Origin of the sequence: Sphingobacteruim zhuxiongii (assembly GCF_009557615.1) — a bacterium.
Lineage (GTDB): Bacteria > Bacteroidota > Bacteroidia > Sphingobacteriales > Sphingobacteriaceae > Sphingobacterium > Sphingobacterium zhuxiongii.
In genome coordinates, this window is record NZ_CP045652.1 from 2426998 (window position 1) to 2440920 (window position 13923).

Below are 13923 nucleotides of genomic sequence, written 5' to 3' on the forward strand. Positions count from 1 at the left end.
TGGTATTAAAGGACATCAAAATCTTTACTCTGACTTCCATTGTCTGTCCAATCTTCAACCTCAGGAACAAATGGATCCGTAGATTTACCTGGCTTTAATGTTGCTGACCCCGCAGCAATACCATCCTCCATTGCCACGGTTTTACAACAAATTACCGGTGACACGTAACAGTTAATTCTTACTCTCATGTTTTAATAAAAATTTCTTTATACAAAAATATAGTGCATAGTCGCTCGAACTCGTCTCAGGAATTAAATCTAAATAATGTGAGTGCTCGTTAGTGTGTATGTGATGTTCAAGCAACTGGGACAAAATTAATCGCTATTTTGAAATATTAAAACTTTTTCAATTATCGCCAAATAGCTTGCTCAAGAGATATGCTTTCTATAACGTAAAGAAAAATCTACATAAAAGACGTTAAGAGATTTAATTTATCACATTAGAGGAAAACTTTCTTTAACAATTTAAAAATTAACGAATAGTTAGCTGTCTATTTGTAATCGATAATCTACATTGTGCGCAAAAAAATTAAGTCAAAGCGCTCAAATTTTCGTTTAATAACGATGTAAAATCATTCAATGAGATAAATTTATTAAAGAATACACTTGCATTGTGAAAGAAAATCACAGAATAAGGATATAGTATTTATTAAGTATAATAGAAGAATATTGACTAGTGACTTCGATAATATTAGCTAAAGCTCTTTATTATTGACGAAGCCAACCTTTGGCATGTTGGCTTCCACACACTATCCCTCGGATGCTAACCACCGACTGCACTTAGAAATAAGCAGATAAAGATTCAAATACAAAATCCAGTGCAAGAATTTTCAGAAATGGTATTTAGTGCGCGAGTGGAAAAGAATTCCCAATGCCATATTCGATGAATTTTAGATTTGCACTGAAATTAAATGTGTGAAAAATTTAGATAGGGCTAGTTCGGAAATTGAACAAGAGTCGTTATTCTAACGAGATTCTGAATAACAATTTGTAATTATTCTGCATCCAACGCTGTATTTAATACGTTGGGTTTCTTCCTATAGCAAACCAACAGAACTCCCCTTAATCTATTGCTCTTTGCCTTCATTAGAATATTTACGGCATTTTCTTTTGAATTGCAATCTACTATTGATAATTTTGCTATTGCATTAGTAGTGTGATGCAAAAAGTGTAAAAGCGTCTCGTTAGCCAATTAACGGGACGCTATTTTTTTGTCGTTAGATTTGAGTTTTCCAATTTACGGTTAAGTTGCTGTTCGTCTATAGAATAGAAAAAAGCCCCATATCGGGGCTCTTCATGTAATCAACCATATAAATTTCTTCGTCTCTACTAATTAATATTCGGCTGGTAAACGTAGGATCTATTTCTAACGCATCGAATATTAAAACCATATGTCTTTAAATTAGTCGCGGGATTTAGTATAGTCATTAAGCTTCCGCTATCGGAGCTATTTTGCACTCTAAAATAGTTTGCTGTGGTACTAGACGTTTCATTGGACGTCCAGTAATATAGGACGGCATCTCCAGTCGTCCCTGTATTATAGTTTGTTAATGATTCACTGCCAACATTACGATATCCTAGCATTAACATCGGTAGTCCGTTTGTATAATCATCATATGGAGGGAATGTCCCTGTTCCTAAGCGAATATCGATGTATCTCACGGGATCGCTAGATCTTGCATTTGATTTTCGAATAGCTGCCGTTGTACCGTTTGGAATATTGACAATCGTGTTAAACTCTGCCGTTGTTGGCATTCTCCACCGACCTGCTGGGTAAACTAATGTACATGGATCAACAACACCTGTTGCCTGTGCATTACCTGGCTTCGCTGCCTTCCAGTTAAAATACTCCCCACTATTGGTTGCACCGGCGGAAACACCTTTTTCATAAACGTTTGAATTGTAATGTCTAAAGCCATATACTTTTGTCGCATCATTATAGAAGAGATTATGATAGGCCCAATCAACAACACGTCCTAAGTTATTTACATTTCTAAAGGTCGTTAGGAAGTCGATAATAATCTTGTATCGTTTTCCGAGTTGTGGCGTAAAGGACTTGGTGAAATTAAAGTTTAAATTACTAGTGAATGTACGATTGGAACCACGATCTGTCGGAAAGGTCAAAGATGTCAGTGTTACACCGTAGGTGTAGATTGTCAGCAAAAAGTGGACAGCTAGTATTCTAATCTTAAGGAGGGTTTTAATTAAAAACATTAGATTTAATTATGGAAACTCCAAAGAAAAAGAGCGCTGAAAAGTTTGTCAAAGACATTCGAAAACACACCCGTAGAATTTTCACTTCAGAACAAAAGATTTTAATCGTGATGGAAGCTTTGCGTGCAGAAACTTCTGTAGCTGAACTTTGTCGCAAACATAATATTGTTCAATCTCAGTTTTATTCTTGGAACAAGGAATTTATGGAAGCTGGCAAAAAACGTCTTTCAGGCGATGTTACGCGAGAAGCAACCAGTGATGAAGTTTCCGATCTGAAGAAAGAAAATGCTCGACTGAAGGAAATAGTAGCAGATCTAGTGGTTCGCTATGATATTGTAAAAAAAAGTATAGAGATGCTGGACTAATCCATAAATACAGAAAATATATGCGATTATCAGCAGGCGAAAAATACGAAATCATACAAACAGTGACACGAAGTGAAATCGGAGTGAAACCAACTTTGGACAGCTTTGGGATTGCACGTAGCACCTTTTATAAATGGTATCAAAATTACCTTAAAAGTGGCTTTCCTGGTTTGGAAACAAACAAAAGAAGTTCTCGTAGACAATGGAATAGTATCCCCCAGGAGCAAAAGGATCTGGTTGTCGAGATTGCATTAAAGCACACCGAGTTATCTTCCAGAGAATTAGCCTATAAAATAACAGATGAACAAGGTGTTTTCATTTCTGAATCAAGCGTTTATAGAATATTAAAGCAAAGAGATTTAATCCCAGCACCCAATCATTTTCTTATTTCAGCAGCTAATGAGTTTAAGGATAAAACTGCATTTGTGCATCAAATGTGGCAAACTGACTTCACTTATTTCAAGATTATTGGTTGGGGATGGTACTATTTGAGTACAGTTTTGGATGATTTTAGTCGCTATATCATTCATTGGGAATTATGTGATTCCATGAAAGCCGAAGATGTGAAAAGAACGGTAGATACTGCGATTGCTAAAGCAAAATTGAAGTCAAAGGCAAAGCCGAAATTACTATCAGATAATGGCGCCTGTTACGTATCAAATGAATTGAAAACTTATCTTAAATGCGATCTGAAGATGAAGCAAGTACACGGAAGGCCAATGCATCCCCAAACACAAGGGAAAATCGAACGGTATCACCGAACGATGAAAAACGTTGTTAAACTTAATCATTTTTATCATCCAGAGCAACTTATCGAAACTTTAACAGAATTTGTAGACAATTATAATGAAAGACGTTATCATGAATCACTCAAAAACTTAACTCCAGCAGATGTCTATTTCGGTAGAACCGATCAAATTTTAAGAAAAAGACAACAAATTAAAATGAATTCTATTCAGAATAGAAGGCAATTATATAATCAACAAAAATTACTAAATTTATAACAACAATCTCTCCTTAACGAAATAGACCTAAGTGTCCAATTTACTTTGATGACGTACATGATTTACCCGATCCTTTAGAACCCCCATAAGCTATATCTGATACTATTGGATCATTCCATAGTACGCAGACTTCTTTTTGCTTGTCGTTTCCATTGGTATCAAAGGTTATTTGCATTACTTAATCACCATTCCCGTAATCTGTTCAATTTTAGCGCTTACATCATGTTCCTGCTTATCTGCCAAGCCTAAATCCCTAGATATGATGTTGGCATTGAAAGCCCCAACTGCAGCACCTTCAAACTTCTGTGAATAGATCGTTTCCCTCACACGTGTTATGACTTCGGAAAAATCTTTCTCCGATTCCGTTAAATTAGCTTCAAAATCACTGAAATATTTTGTGTTGCAATCTAGGTATAGACACAATCCGGTTAAGGTGTAAGGTCTTGATGTAGGTACTCTAATTATTGTCCCTGCCAATTCTCCTGACTTGACTGCTTCATTCTTTACCCATGGGTTTTCATCACACCATTGGAAGTATTCACAAGATGCATCCCATAGCATTTCAGGAGAAGTAAACAACTTATCCCTCCCATGTTTAGAACGTAACTTCCAGAATTGATTTCCCTTTGGTGCTGCCATGCTAAAATTTTGCTAAAAATAATAACAAAACTAAGCTAAAAATATTTAGCTACCAAACAAATGCTAAAAATCATAGCAAATCAGAATATTGAGTAATTATTATCTTTGTACAAACCGATAACAGATGAACCATAACATTATAACATCGATAAATGATTACTTAACATATATCGATAAAACTCAGAGCTTATTTATAGGAAATTTAAAATGGTACCGAGCTGAAAATCAAAGTTACTGTGAAACACTTTTAACTCCTGGCCTATTTAGGGAATACATTAAAGGTCCAAGTACTACGCAGCCATTTTACGTTAAAGAATTGAGTACAAGGAACCTTTTTCAATTAGAAGCATATTCCTATTTAAATAATGAGAATCTATTACAAAACGACCTAATGACTACATTCGTTATGCAACATTATGGAGCAGAAACTAGACTTTTAGATTGGTCTGACAATGCTTTGATTGCCTTATTTTTTGCAGTTGAAAATACAAGATCTGATAATGAAGCTATTATTTGGGTACTAGACCCTTTAAAATTAAATGCATCAAATATTAAAGAAATAAAAAACAAAGAAATGGATGAGCTTAAAATTTACACTTCATTAAAGAATACGGAAGAGGTAGATAATTACTTTAATATTCACTTATTAGAAGACAAAAAAATCGAAGTAAGATATCCAATCGCTATTAAGCCTCATTACTTAGATTCAAGGATGAAGAATCAAGGATCTTGTTTTACACTTTTTGGATATGATAAAAAAGGTTTAATAAACCACCCGCTTAATGATGCTTTTTTACAAAAATTAATAATTCCTAAAAATCATTTTCGAAAAATAAAGAGGGATTTATTTAAGCTAGGTATTTCTTACGACTCGATATATCCAGGCGTCGAAGGTATTTCAAAAAAAATAAATTACTCATTTGATGAATATTTTTGTTAAAACTTAAAATAAAAAGCCCCAACCAAATAAGGAAGGGGCTTGAAATGTTATGTAAGTTATTTACTCGTATGATATATTTTTCATCAACTCGTCTTTCAAAAATAAAAGATTCATAATAGGGAGCACAACAGGCTTTAACCCAGAAAGAGACGTTATACTATTTACATAAGCGCGCACATATGGAAATAATATCGCAGGCGCATTCACATAAAATAAAGCTGTTTCATTCTTTATTGATTCAGGATCATGTATACTAAAAAGTGCTACAGAATTCAATTTCATAGTGAAAGCCTCATTTTTATCCACTAAATCGATTACTAGATTCAATTGAAACTTTTTATTATTTTTTAAAAACCGACCAGCAGGAAAAATATTCATCTCAAAATCACCTTGTTTTTTAGGGCTCCTCTTAATTATTAGTTCCTCAAAAATTACTGAGTCCAAGCTGATTTTAGCCTTAGTGTCTTTTACTTTAATTTCAGTCATACCTATGCAGCTATCGCGTAATAATATTCAGAGATCAAATCCACAACTTTGCAGCCTCCATTAACCTCAATGTTTATATTAAGGTCACTTTCATAATTATTAAACGTTGTCCAATCAAATTCGCTGTATTCAGATCCAACTGCTTGATATAATAATTCCAAATACTTATTATGCTCTAAATTATCGGTAAATATTATAGATTCTTTATCGTATAAGTCTAAAATATCAAACAAGAAATCTGCTTGAAAATCTTCTAGGTCGTCGGGTTTATTAGACATATTTTCAAAAAACAGAATGTGAGATTCAGAGAGGATATTCTTATAATAAGATATTTTTAACTCGGTAAATCTATCAGTTATTTTGCAAAGATTTTCTTGTATGAATTTTTCGATTTTCATAATTTGAATATTGTAATTAAATCGTCTTTTATTTCTTGAGATTCGTTATAGGACAACCGCGCTAAATGAGCGTCTATCAACGTCTCACCGTAATCAGCTAAAACCCTATTATCTTTAAGTTCGTTTATACGGCTATTTAGCTTTAACACTTGCGGTTTTGGAATCGGGAGCTTTCTCATTAAGCCTATTGACTTATTTATAATCCATTTATGTGAAGAAGACTTGTCAAATGTCATGCCTCTATTTATTTCTTCTTCAGTCATTCCTAATTCCTCAGATATAATATGATAAAGAATTTGCAACACACTATAATACGAACAATGAATACTATTGCCGAAATGACTTGCTCTCAATAAGGTGTCCGCTGCCTCAATAGATTGTTGAGATTTTATATTCCACGCCATTCACTAAATAATATTCATTTTTTAAGTTATCTAACTTATGTAAAACATGAAACTTGTCAATTATCAAGAGAGCAATTATCCCCGTCATATTAAACAACTACATCAAACATATGAATAATTTAGCAGTTGATATAAAAATGGTGCTCCCATGAATAAAGGCTCATTAGATATAAATCAACCTTACACGCCAATTTAATAAGCTAAATGGTTAGTTCACTATCTTTATTATGCTCTTTTTAAAGCCTACAACGACTCGATCATAGCGTAGACATATCACCCTTCAATTAAGGGGGTGATATTCGATTGTAGGGCAAATTTAATCAAAATAACTTTTTTGTAATATACCTGTTGCAAATGCACTTTTTGTAACAACAATGCATTAAAATGCACAACTACTAAATATTCGTAATAAAATAACAATTAAAAATCCCTACACCTGTTCGATGTAAGGATTTCAATTAACCAATGGCTCTTCAGTCACAAGGTGAACTAACACTAACTATTGTATCGTATAGGATGCACTTCGCCCGGTTGTTGAAACTTTAATCGCAAATGGTTCATCATTTTTCGAAACCGAGATTATAATTCTAGGTGCTCCTGAAATATAGTTGCCGATATTGACATCGCAACGAAACCCAGCTTTTACCGGGCCATATGTTTGACTCCAGCTTCTTGTTTGATACCCGTTATTTTTATATAGCGATCCTGGCGTTGTGACAGTCCAATCGCTAAACCTACCGTAAGTTCCATTTCCACTAATTTGATAAAGTACATAATAGCTATCAATTCCTCCTTCGTCAATATCGTTATCGGTTTTTTCACAAGACGAAAGAGAGAGAAGCAATCCAAAGGACATCGCTAGAAATATAATTCGCATAGTTTTATTAGTTTGGTAAAACCAAGTTAATAATAATATCGTATTGCCAAAAACATCTATTCTCTTTTTGTCTACAAATCGTCGATTTAGCAAATTAAAAAATCCCCTACCGAGCGATAGAGGATTCTTACTAACCAATTATAAACCTAAATTATGAAAAGACAAATTAAATAAGGGAGATCCGCACCTATCCTGTTATCTCCCTTATATGGATATACTTAAATATGCGATAGGTCAAATTTACTAATATTTTTAGTAATTGCAAATTATCTTTTTCGTTTTGTCTCCTTAATTTTGATTATTTTATTGAAGTCGTACCGAATTACTGCACCAATTTGAATAAAAGGAATTTCTTTCCTATCTCTCCATTTTTGGAGAGTTCCATGCGTAACGCCAAATTTAGCGCACATTTCATCCCCATCAATTAAGACTGGCTCAGGTTCAACAAATTTTTCGAAACTATCTTTGACACCATCGTCAACCGCTTTTTTTATCATGTCTTGTAAATCAGATAGTTTAATCTGAACGAATATAACTTGTTCCATATTAATACTTATTGTTTATGACGTCAATTACTTGTGATTGCACTCTATCAATCTTGCTCCAATCTGGTGCTATATAGGTGTCTGTTATTCTATTTTCTTCGCTTACATGATTTAATGCTATTGCGACATCTTCTTTTGATATATTCAGATCGTTCCGAGCAATTGTCGCAAATGAGTGTCGTGCGTGAAGCATTGTTAATTCTTCGAGATTTAAGTCATTCATAAAAGAACGAAGGCCAACAGATAGAGTATTATTGAGTCGATCAATATTTTTGTACTTCATATCAATTCTTTGTATAATCTCTTTTGCAATTACTGGGATTTTAACGCTTATGAAAGCGTCATCTTCGCGCTTCCCTTCTGTCTTGCTTCTATTGTAACCTATCCTTTCTGGACATTCTTTTAAACGATCCCAGTTATTAAATATGTCAACCGCATTCATCCCGCACATGTAAAACGATAACATAAACATATCGCGAGCGAAACACCCTCTAACTGTTTTTGGAATGTGCTGTTTAATGGAAGCCATTTGTACTATTGTTAAATTCTTATGCTTCTTACGCTTCTTTGGCTGTATCTTATATGTAGAAAAGGGATTGTTCCTTATGACTATTTTACCTGTATCTTCGTCGTTAAATTCTCGTTTTGCTTCATTAAATAATGTTCTAAAAGCTGACATGTGATTGTTTAATCCCTTATCGTTTAAAAATGTCTCCTTTTTAATCACGCTTTGCCCCTGTTTCCGGGTGATTGTTTTTGGAAGACGTAAAAAGCCTTCATATTGCTTCAGGAATCTTGATGTTATCTTTGAGGTGTATAGTTGAGGGCCGTTGAAATCTGTTAACGCATTTACAACAGTGACGAATGGTTTCGCCGTTTTATCTCTACCTTGATTCTTCAATCTAGATATATGAAGCTTAGCAAATTCTATAAAATTCACTTCCTATTTATCACCGGTTAATTCCTTCAAAACATCATCGACGGAAAGCAATTCGATATCTTCAATTTCATCGATAGCTTTTCGATATTTCCTTAAGTCCGTTGCTAGAAAATCGACTATATAGTCTACGCTTATATCGTCTTCATTTATTACGTCGCGTTCTGTTACGAATCGCCGAGTCTTTATGTATCGAGAAACCCGTTTGTGAGTGAGACGATACACGACTCTCCAGGTGTCATTATTATACTTGTTTTTCTTTAAAATCTTAGGTGCAATCGTAGCCATTTATTACCAATTCATAAAACATTCATAAAACATTTACTTACAAACATACGTAAAAACTAAGCTTTTTAGTATTTTCCTAATATTTTTAGCTAGAGTCGTTACGCTGAAAACGCGATTTAAAGATAAAAGGGGCTATTTTATGCAAATAGACCCCTTTTTTATTTCGCGGAGAGAGAGGGATTCGAACCCTCGATACAGTCATCCCGTATACAGACTTTCCAGGTCTGCTCATTCGACCACTCTGACATCTCTCCTGAGATTGTGGCTGCAAATATATAATTTTTCGTAACTTCAGCAGCATTTTAATTCAAAATAATTCAAAGGCCGCACAACATATATGAAGCGTATTTTATCAATTGATGGAGGTGGTATACGGGGTATTATCCCGGGCATGTTAGTCGTCTCCTTAGAAGAACGTATCCAAAGAATAACGAAAAAACCTGAGGCTCATATTGCTGACTACTTTGAATTCTTCGCTGGCACCAGTACCGGCGGTATATTAGTCGCTCTCCTACTCTGTCCGGATCCAGAAAATAATAATCGTCCAAAATATACGGCCAAGCAAGCTGTCGATATCTATTTGCAACATGGAACTGGCATATTTACGACTAGTAGCTGGCGTCGCTTCCTTAATCAATTTGGATTATTGACCGAACTTTACGACGTCAATGTGCTGGAGAAAACCTTAAATGACTACTTCGGAGATTTAAAGCTCAGCCAACTCATTAAGCCCTGCCTGATGACCGCATACAACATCGAGCTGCGTAAGAACCATCTCTTTCGACAACAGAAGGCTATCTCACATGGACTATCACGCGACTTTCTTCTTAAGGATGTATGCCGAGCTACTACTGCTGCGCCAACCTATTTCGCGGTAGCACAAATATTTTCCCTTGCTGGAACACGTTATCCACTTCTTGATGGTGGCGTATTTGCTCATAACCCTAGTATATGTGCTCTGATTGAAGTTTTAAAAACTTTCCAAACCTTCGACATTAGCGACGTACATATCCTTTCTCTAGGAACAGGATTAGCGAAAAACGCCTACAACTACGACGACTTTAAAAAGAAAAAAGCAATATCCATCGGACCCGCCCTTGTTGATATTATGTCCAGTGGATCTTCCGAATCCAATGATTTCTTTCTACGACAATTATTCCGATCGGTACAGAAGTCAAGTAATTACATACGTTTAGAGCCTACAAATCTTTCCTCCATTGAACCTTCACTAGATGCGGCCTCAGCAACGAATATCCAGAAATTGGTGTCTTTAGCAGACAAATTAATTAGCGACAACGAAGATCTCTTGGAAGCACTTGCCAAAGATTTAGTAGCCGACAAGCTGAAAACAGAAGAAAAGCTAGAAAAAGAAGGCTATTCTGTTTGGAAATTTCTACGAGACAAACTATAATTCACTAAATTTATCGAACATTATTATTGTCTTATGAAATCTTATTTCCTACTCCCATTATTCTTAACTGGATTGACGCAGGTTGTTTATGCCCAACAGGATTATTATATCAATAATACACAAGACACTATTTACGGTAGTATTTCCAAGAATTTCATGACTAGCGCCCTTAGCTTTAAGATGGGCGACGATTCCAAGTCTGTTAGATTAAGGCCTGAAGACTTTACATATGCGAAAGATAGCGAAAAGGGAATCACCTTTATCTCCGCATTTGATGAGTACGACCGAAATAAAAGAAAGCGCAGTATTTTTGCGTCCACTTCAAGCGGCCCAATCTACATTATCGAAAAGTCTTCCGCAGCGTATATGTCATCAAATCCCTCTGGAGGATCTTTAGTTCCTATGGCTAAGTCTGCAGAATACTGGATACATAAGAAAGGTTCCGATGTTGTTCTATTCTTCAATTCAATGGGTCCTTTTGGATCAGCAAAGGACAACAGGATTTTGAAATTGAAAAACATGATCGATGATGAACCTGTAACACTAGCTTTGCTGGAAACCGATAAGAATAAAAAAATAACAGCAAAAGAGCTTTATGAGCTTGTCGAAGACTACAATATCCGCAAACAATAGCCTATTTTATTATTCCGATACCACTGCCATACTGGATTTGCAAGATTTTCACTATCTTTCAAATGTTGAATTGATCATAAAAAGAGAAGACACAACATGGCAAAAACGATTGCATTAATCGCACATGATGGTAAAAAGGCAGAAATGGTTGCCTTTGTAAAAGACCATCAAGAAGAACTATCCAAAGCCCATTTGGTAGCCACGGGAACGACAGGTTCCTATATCCAACAAACAGGTTTAGAAGTTGAGCTAAAGCTCAGCGGTCCCAAAGGTGGCGATGCGCAAATAGCAGCCATGGCAGCCGAGGGAAAAATAAACGGTATCATCTTCTTTCGAGACCCCTTAGGTAAACATCCACACGAACCCGATATACAGATGCTAATGCGCATTTGCGATCTCTGGAACGTGCCGTTAGCCACAAACCCAGCAACAGGATCATTAATTATTAAAGGATTATTAGAATAACAGCAAAATATGGCACAAGAAGTACAAGTTACTATAGAAGAAGAGAATTATACAACCAAAGTAGCCTATGGCGACCTATCCATTTTAGCCGATGAACCTTTAGACCTTGGCGGACAGAACAAGGGATTGACACCTACCCAACTCTTATTAGCATCTATTGGATCTTGCAAGGTGATTACCATGCGTATGTATGCCAATCGTAAAAATTGGGAAGTCAAAAAAATAAATATTCAGCTGAGTAGTGAGGTGGTAAATAGCGACTTACAACAAACAACCTATATCCGTTGTCATATCTCTTTCGAGGGAAATCTAGCTGAAGATCAAATCAAAAGATTATATATAATTGCCGATAAATGTCCCATCCACAAGATGTTGCACAATCCAATTGTTATAGAAAGTAATGTAATTGATACAACAAAATAGGCGGAAAATTGTTGAAGATTGTATATTTGCGCTCGAATTAAGAAGAACGTTATGCCATTAATTAGCGAACATACCTTTACCAGTCCATTTCAAAACTTCACCCGTGAAGAGTGGAAAAGGTTAAATGGTCAGCTGAGTAATATGCTTGCTGAAGAAGATTTAGGTGCATTACACGCCCTGAATGAACCATTGACCATGGAAGAGATTGAAGATATCTATGTACCTTTAGCTCATCTCCTCGATGTACACATCAATGGCTTTCGGGAACTTCACAGGCAGAGTAATGACTTCTTCCGACGCAATAACAGTCAACTCCCTTTTATTATCGGTATTGCAGGTTCCGTAGCCGTTGGAAAGAGCACTACAGCCAGAGTGCTTCGCAAAGTCCTATCCTTGCTGCCAAATAAACCAAAAGTAGAACTAGTAACAACCGATGGATTCCTATACCCGAATAAGGAATTGATTCGTCGCGACATCTTAAACAGAAAGGGGTTTCCAGAAAGCTATGACACCAAAGAATTATTACAATTCTTATCAGATGTAAAGTCTGGAAAATCATCCCTTACCGTGCCGATCTACTCCCATTTGGAGTATGATGTGCTTCCGCAAGATAAAATAACCATTGCGCAACCAGATATCTTAATTGTCGAGGGGATTAATGTCCTACAAGTGAATTCACGCAGAAATGGGGTCTTTGTATCGGATTTCTTCGATTATTCCATTTATGTGGATGCCGATGAAAAGAATATTGTCGATTGGTATATTGACCGATTCGAATCTTTACGTGCAACGGCCTTCCAAAACGAAAAATCTTATTTCCATCAATACGCAGATATGAGTGTAGAAGAGAGTACGGAAATGGCAACACGTATTTGGAACGAAATAAATAGACCTAACCTACATGAAAATATTCTCCCGACACGTTATCGCGCAGATCTTATCCTCAAAAAAGGATCACATCACTTTGTTAAACGCGTAAAAGTTAGGAAGATTTAAGGACGCTTCGCTCAAACTTAATCACTTCTTTCAAAATCTCATTCTCTAACTGCCGATGCATGCGGTTGCTATTGCTGACAGCATGAAGATCTAATTTATAGCGAACAAAATCCTTCCCTAATTCAATAACCTTCAATTGAAAGTCCTCAGGTTTATCACTTAAGTTCGGGTGGGTCGTTAAACTATCTTTCAATGCCTGCTCTAATTCTTCGATATGAAGTGATGCCAACAAAGGCAACTCAAAACGAACCGTAAACAAAGTAGACTGGTGTGCCGAGAGGTTCATAAAGGTCGCTGTAAAGACCAAGTTATTTGGAACCATAATAATATCATCTTCCTCATCTTGCAAAACCAAGTTCGCAAAAGTAATATCTACAATTCTACCCCGATGCTCCCCTACTTTAATCCGATCACCAACGGAAAGTTGCTCTGAAAACATCACGATTAAACCAGAAATCATGTTCGTAATATAATCGCGAAAAAGCACAGCTATTGCCATAGCAACAATGGTTAAGCCCGTAATAAAGTCTTTCGGATTGATTCCAAAGCTTACTAAAAGAGCAATTAAACCAAACACAACATTTAATACGGCGGTCAGGCGGTTAACACCCAATACGAAGTTTCCACGTACCGCACGATGTTTATGCCTTGCATTATATAGTACAATCACAATAAAACGAACGAAGGATAGGAAAATACTTGGAATTAGGAACGTATATAAACCCCGCATTACTTGCTTTATATCCGCTTCACGGGATAACTCTGCTTTGAAATAATAGTCAGCAGCGAGCAAACCAATAACGAACAATACTTTTAAGAAAAATACGTACGGAAACTTTGGTTTGTTGTCTTCAGCTTTTGCAATCATGCTGATGAAGATATTAAATTTTATGTATTGC

General features: G+C 35.8%; 18 protein-coding genes and 1 tRNA gene. 7 read left to right on the top strand and 12 right to left on the bottom strand.

Annotation, left to right across the window (positions count from 1 at the left end; translation table 11 throughout):
- Positions 1-5: 5 nt before the first annotated feature.
- Complete coding sequence (locus GFH32_RS10330; protein WP_153511540.1) at positions 6-188, bottom strand: hypothetical protein; 183 nt, start codon at positions 186-188, stop codon at positions 6-8.
- Positions 189-1328: 1140 nt separating this feature from the next.
- Positions 1329-2162: an FISUMP domain-containing protein gene (locus GFH32_RS10335; protein WP_160366897.1), complete on the bottom strand. Its 834-nt coding sequence runs from the start codon at positions 2160-2162 to the stop codon at positions 1329-1331.
- A gap of 62 nt (positions 2163-2224) precedes the next feature.
- Here GFH32_RS10335 and GFH32_RS10340 point away from each other — a divergent pair.
- A protein-coding gene (locus GFH32_RS10340; protein ID WP_228384108.1) for an IS3 family transposase occupies positions 2225-3582 on the top strand; the annotation gives its coding sequence in 2 pieces (ribosomal slippage) (positions 2225-2560 and positions 2563-3582; 1356 coding nt in all).
- Between the two features lie 174 nt (positions 3583-3756).
- On the opposite strand, the gene GFH32_RS10345 is transcribed toward GFH32_RS10340, so the two are convergent.
- Positions 3757-4221, bottom strand: a complete 465-nt coding sequence (locus tag GFH32_RS10345; RefSeq protein ID WP_153511542.1) for a DNA-packaging protein — start codon at positions 4219-4221, stop codon at positions 3757-3759.
- 124 nt (positions 4222-4345) lie between these two features.
- On the opposite strand from GFH32_RS10345, the gene GFH32_RS10350 reads away from it, so the two are divergent.
- The gene (locus tag GFH32_RS10350; protein ID WP_153511543.1) at positions 4346-5161 is read left to right on the top strand and encodes an FRG domain-containing protein; all 816 of its coding nucleotides are present in this window, start codon (positions 4346-4348) and stop codon (positions 5159-5161) included.
- Positions 5162-5221: 60 nt separating this feature from the next.
- Here the strand turns inward: GFH32_RS10350 and GFH32_RS10355 are convergent, their stop codons facing one another.
- The 8 genes from GFH32_RS10355 to GFH32_RS10390 form a co-directional block, all read right to left on the bottom strand.
- On the bottom strand, positions 5222-5647 hold the full coding sequence (locus GFH32_RS10355) for a protein-export chaperone SecB (protein ID WP_153511544.1): 426 nt from the start codon (positions 5645-5647) through the stop codon (positions 5222-5224).
- Between the two features lie 2 nt (positions 5648-5649).
- Complete coding sequence (locus GFH32_RS10360; RefSeq protein ID WP_153511545.1) at positions 5650-6045, bottom strand: hypothetical protein; 396 nt, start codon at positions 6043-6045, stop codon at positions 5650-5652.
- Positions 6042-6449, bottom strand: a complete 408-nt coding sequence (locus tag GFH32_RS10365; protein WP_153511546.1) for a hypothetical protein — start codon at positions 6447-6449, stop codon at positions 6042-6044. Before GFH32_RS10365 ends, GFH32_RS10360 begins: the two co-directional genes overlap by 4 nt.
- Positions 6450-6948: 499 nt before the next feature.
- Positions 6949-7326 (bottom strand): hypothetical protein, encoded by a 378-nt coding sequence (locus GFH32_RS10370; protein WP_153511547.1) that lies wholly within the window; start codon positions 7324-7326, stop codon positions 6949-6951.
- Positions 7327-7592: 266 nt separating this feature from the next.
- On the bottom strand, positions 7593-7871 hold the full coding sequence (locus GFH32_RS10375) for a helix-turn-helix domain-containing protein (RefSeq protein ID WP_153511548.1): 279 nt from the start codon (positions 7869-7871) through the stop codon (positions 7593-7595).
- Position 7872: 1 nt separating this feature from the next.
- The gene (locus GFH32_RS10380; RefSeq protein WP_153511549.1) at positions 7873-8811 is read right to left on the bottom strand and encodes a phage integrase SAM-like domain-containing protein; all 939 of its coding nucleotides are present in this window, start codon (positions 8809-8811) and stop codon (positions 7873-7875) included.
- 3 nt (positions 8812-8814) lie between these two features.
- Positions 8815-9096 (bottom strand): hypothetical protein, encoded by a 282-nt coding sequence (locus GFH32_RS10385; protein ID WP_153511550.1) that lies wholly within the window; start codon positions 9094-9096, stop codon positions 8815-8817.
- Positions 9097-9262: 166 nt separating this feature from the next.
- Positions 9263-9350 (bottom strand) — tRNA-Ser (locus GFH32_RS10390).
- Positions 9351-9433: 83 nt separating this feature from the next.
- On the opposite strand from GFH32_RS10390, the gene GFH32_RS10395 reads away from it, so the two are divergent.
- The 5 genes from GFH32_RS10395 to coaA all read left to right on the top strand — a co-directional run bounded on the left by GFH32_RS10395 (position 9434) and on the right by coaA (position 13024).
- Positions 9434-10507 (top strand): patatin-like phospholipase family protein, encoded by a 1074-nt coding sequence (locus GFH32_RS10395; protein ID WP_153511551.1) that lies wholly within the window; start codon positions 9434-9436, stop codon positions 10505-10507.
- Between the two features lie 33 nt (positions 10508-10540).
- Positions 10541-11140, top strand: coding sequence for a hypothetical protein (locus GFH32_RS10400; protein ID WP_153511552.1), 600 nt, complete (start codon positions 10541-10543; stop codon positions 11138-11140).
- Between the two features lie 96 nt (positions 11141-11236).
- Positions 11237-11605, top strand: a complete 369-nt coding sequence (locus tag GFH32_RS10405; protein ID WP_153511553.1) for a methylglyoxal synthase — start codon at positions 11237-11239, stop codon at positions 11603-11605.
- Between the two features lie 9 nt (positions 11606-11614).
- The gene (locus GFH32_RS10410; protein WP_153511554.1) at positions 11615-12028 is read left to right on the top strand and encodes an OsmC family protein; all 414 of its coding nucleotides are present in this window, start codon (positions 11615-11617) and stop codon (positions 12026-12028) included.
- A 51-nt stretch (positions 12029-12079) separates the two neighbouring features.
- Entirely contained in the window at positions 12080-13024 is a 945-nt protein-coding gene (coaA, locus tag GFH32_RS10415; protein WP_153511555.1) for a type I pantothenate kinase, read from the top strand.
- On the opposite strand, the gene GFH32_RS10420 is transcribed toward coaA, so the two are convergent.
- Complete coding sequence (locus tag GFH32_RS10420) at positions 13011-13892, bottom strand: mechanosensitive ion channel family protein (protein WP_153511556.1); 882 nt, start codon at positions 13890-13892, stop codon at positions 13011-13013. The genes coaA and GFH32_RS10420 overlap by 14 nt on opposite strands.
- Positions 13893-13923: the final 31 nt, after the last annotated feature.

Coding starts and splice junctions, on each gene's coding strand:
- GFH32_RS10330 (WP_153511540.1), bottom strand. CDS start 188: ATGAGAGTAAGAATTAACTGTTACGTGTCACCGGTAATTTGTTGTAAA.
- GFH32_RS10345 (WP_153511542.1), bottom strand. CDS start 4,221: ATGGCAGCACCAAAGGGAAATCAATTCTGGAAGTTACGTTCTAAACAT.
- GFH32_RS10350 (WP_153511543.1), top strand. CDS start 4,346: ATGAACCATAACATTATAACATCGATAAATGATTACTTAACATATATC.
- GFH32_RS10355 (WP_153511544.1), bottom strand. CDS start 5,647: ATGACTGAAATTAAAGTAAAAGACACTAAGGCTAAAATCAGCTTGGAC.
- GFH32_RS10360 (WP_153511545.1), bottom strand. CDS start 6,045: ATGAAAATCGAAAAATTCATACAAGAAAATCTTTGCAAAATAACTGAT.
- GFH32_RS10365 (WP_153511546.1), bottom strand. CDS start 6,449: ATGGCGTGGAATATAAAATCTCAACAATCTATTGAGGCAGCGGACACC.
- GFH32_RS10370 (WP_153511547.1), bottom strand. CDS start 7,326: ATGCGAATTATATTTCTAGCGATGTCCTTTGGATTGCTTCTCTCTCTT.
- GFH32_RS10375 (WP_153511548.1), bottom strand. CDS start 7,871: ATGGAACAAGTTATATTCGTTCAGATTAAACTATCTGATTTACAAGAC.
- GFH32_RS10385 (WP_153511550.1), bottom strand. CDS start 9,096: ATGGCTACGATTGCACCTAAGATTTTAAAGAAAAACAAGTATAATAAT.
- GFH32_RS10395 (WP_153511551.1), top strand. CDS start 9,434: ATGAAGCGTATTTTATCAATTGATGGAGGTGGTATACGGGGTATTATC.
- GFH32_RS10400 (WP_153511552.1), top strand. CDS start 10,541: ATGAAATCTTATTTCCTACTCCCATTATTCTTAACTGGATTGACGCAG.
- GFH32_RS10405 (WP_153511553.1), top strand. CDS start 11,237: ATGGCAAAAACGATTGCATTAATCGCACATGATGGTAAAAAGGCAGAA.
- GFH32_RS10410 (WP_153511554.1), top strand. CDS start 11,615: ATGGCACAAGAAGTACAAGTTACTATAGAAGAAGAGAATTATACAACC.
- coaA (WP_153511555.1), top strand. CDS start 12,080: ATGCCATTAATTAGCGAACATACCTTTACCAGTCCATTTCAAAACTTC.
- GFH32_RS10420 (WP_153511556.1), bottom strand. CDS start 13,892: ATGATTGCAAAAGCTGAAGACAACAAACCAAAGTTTCCGTACGTATTT.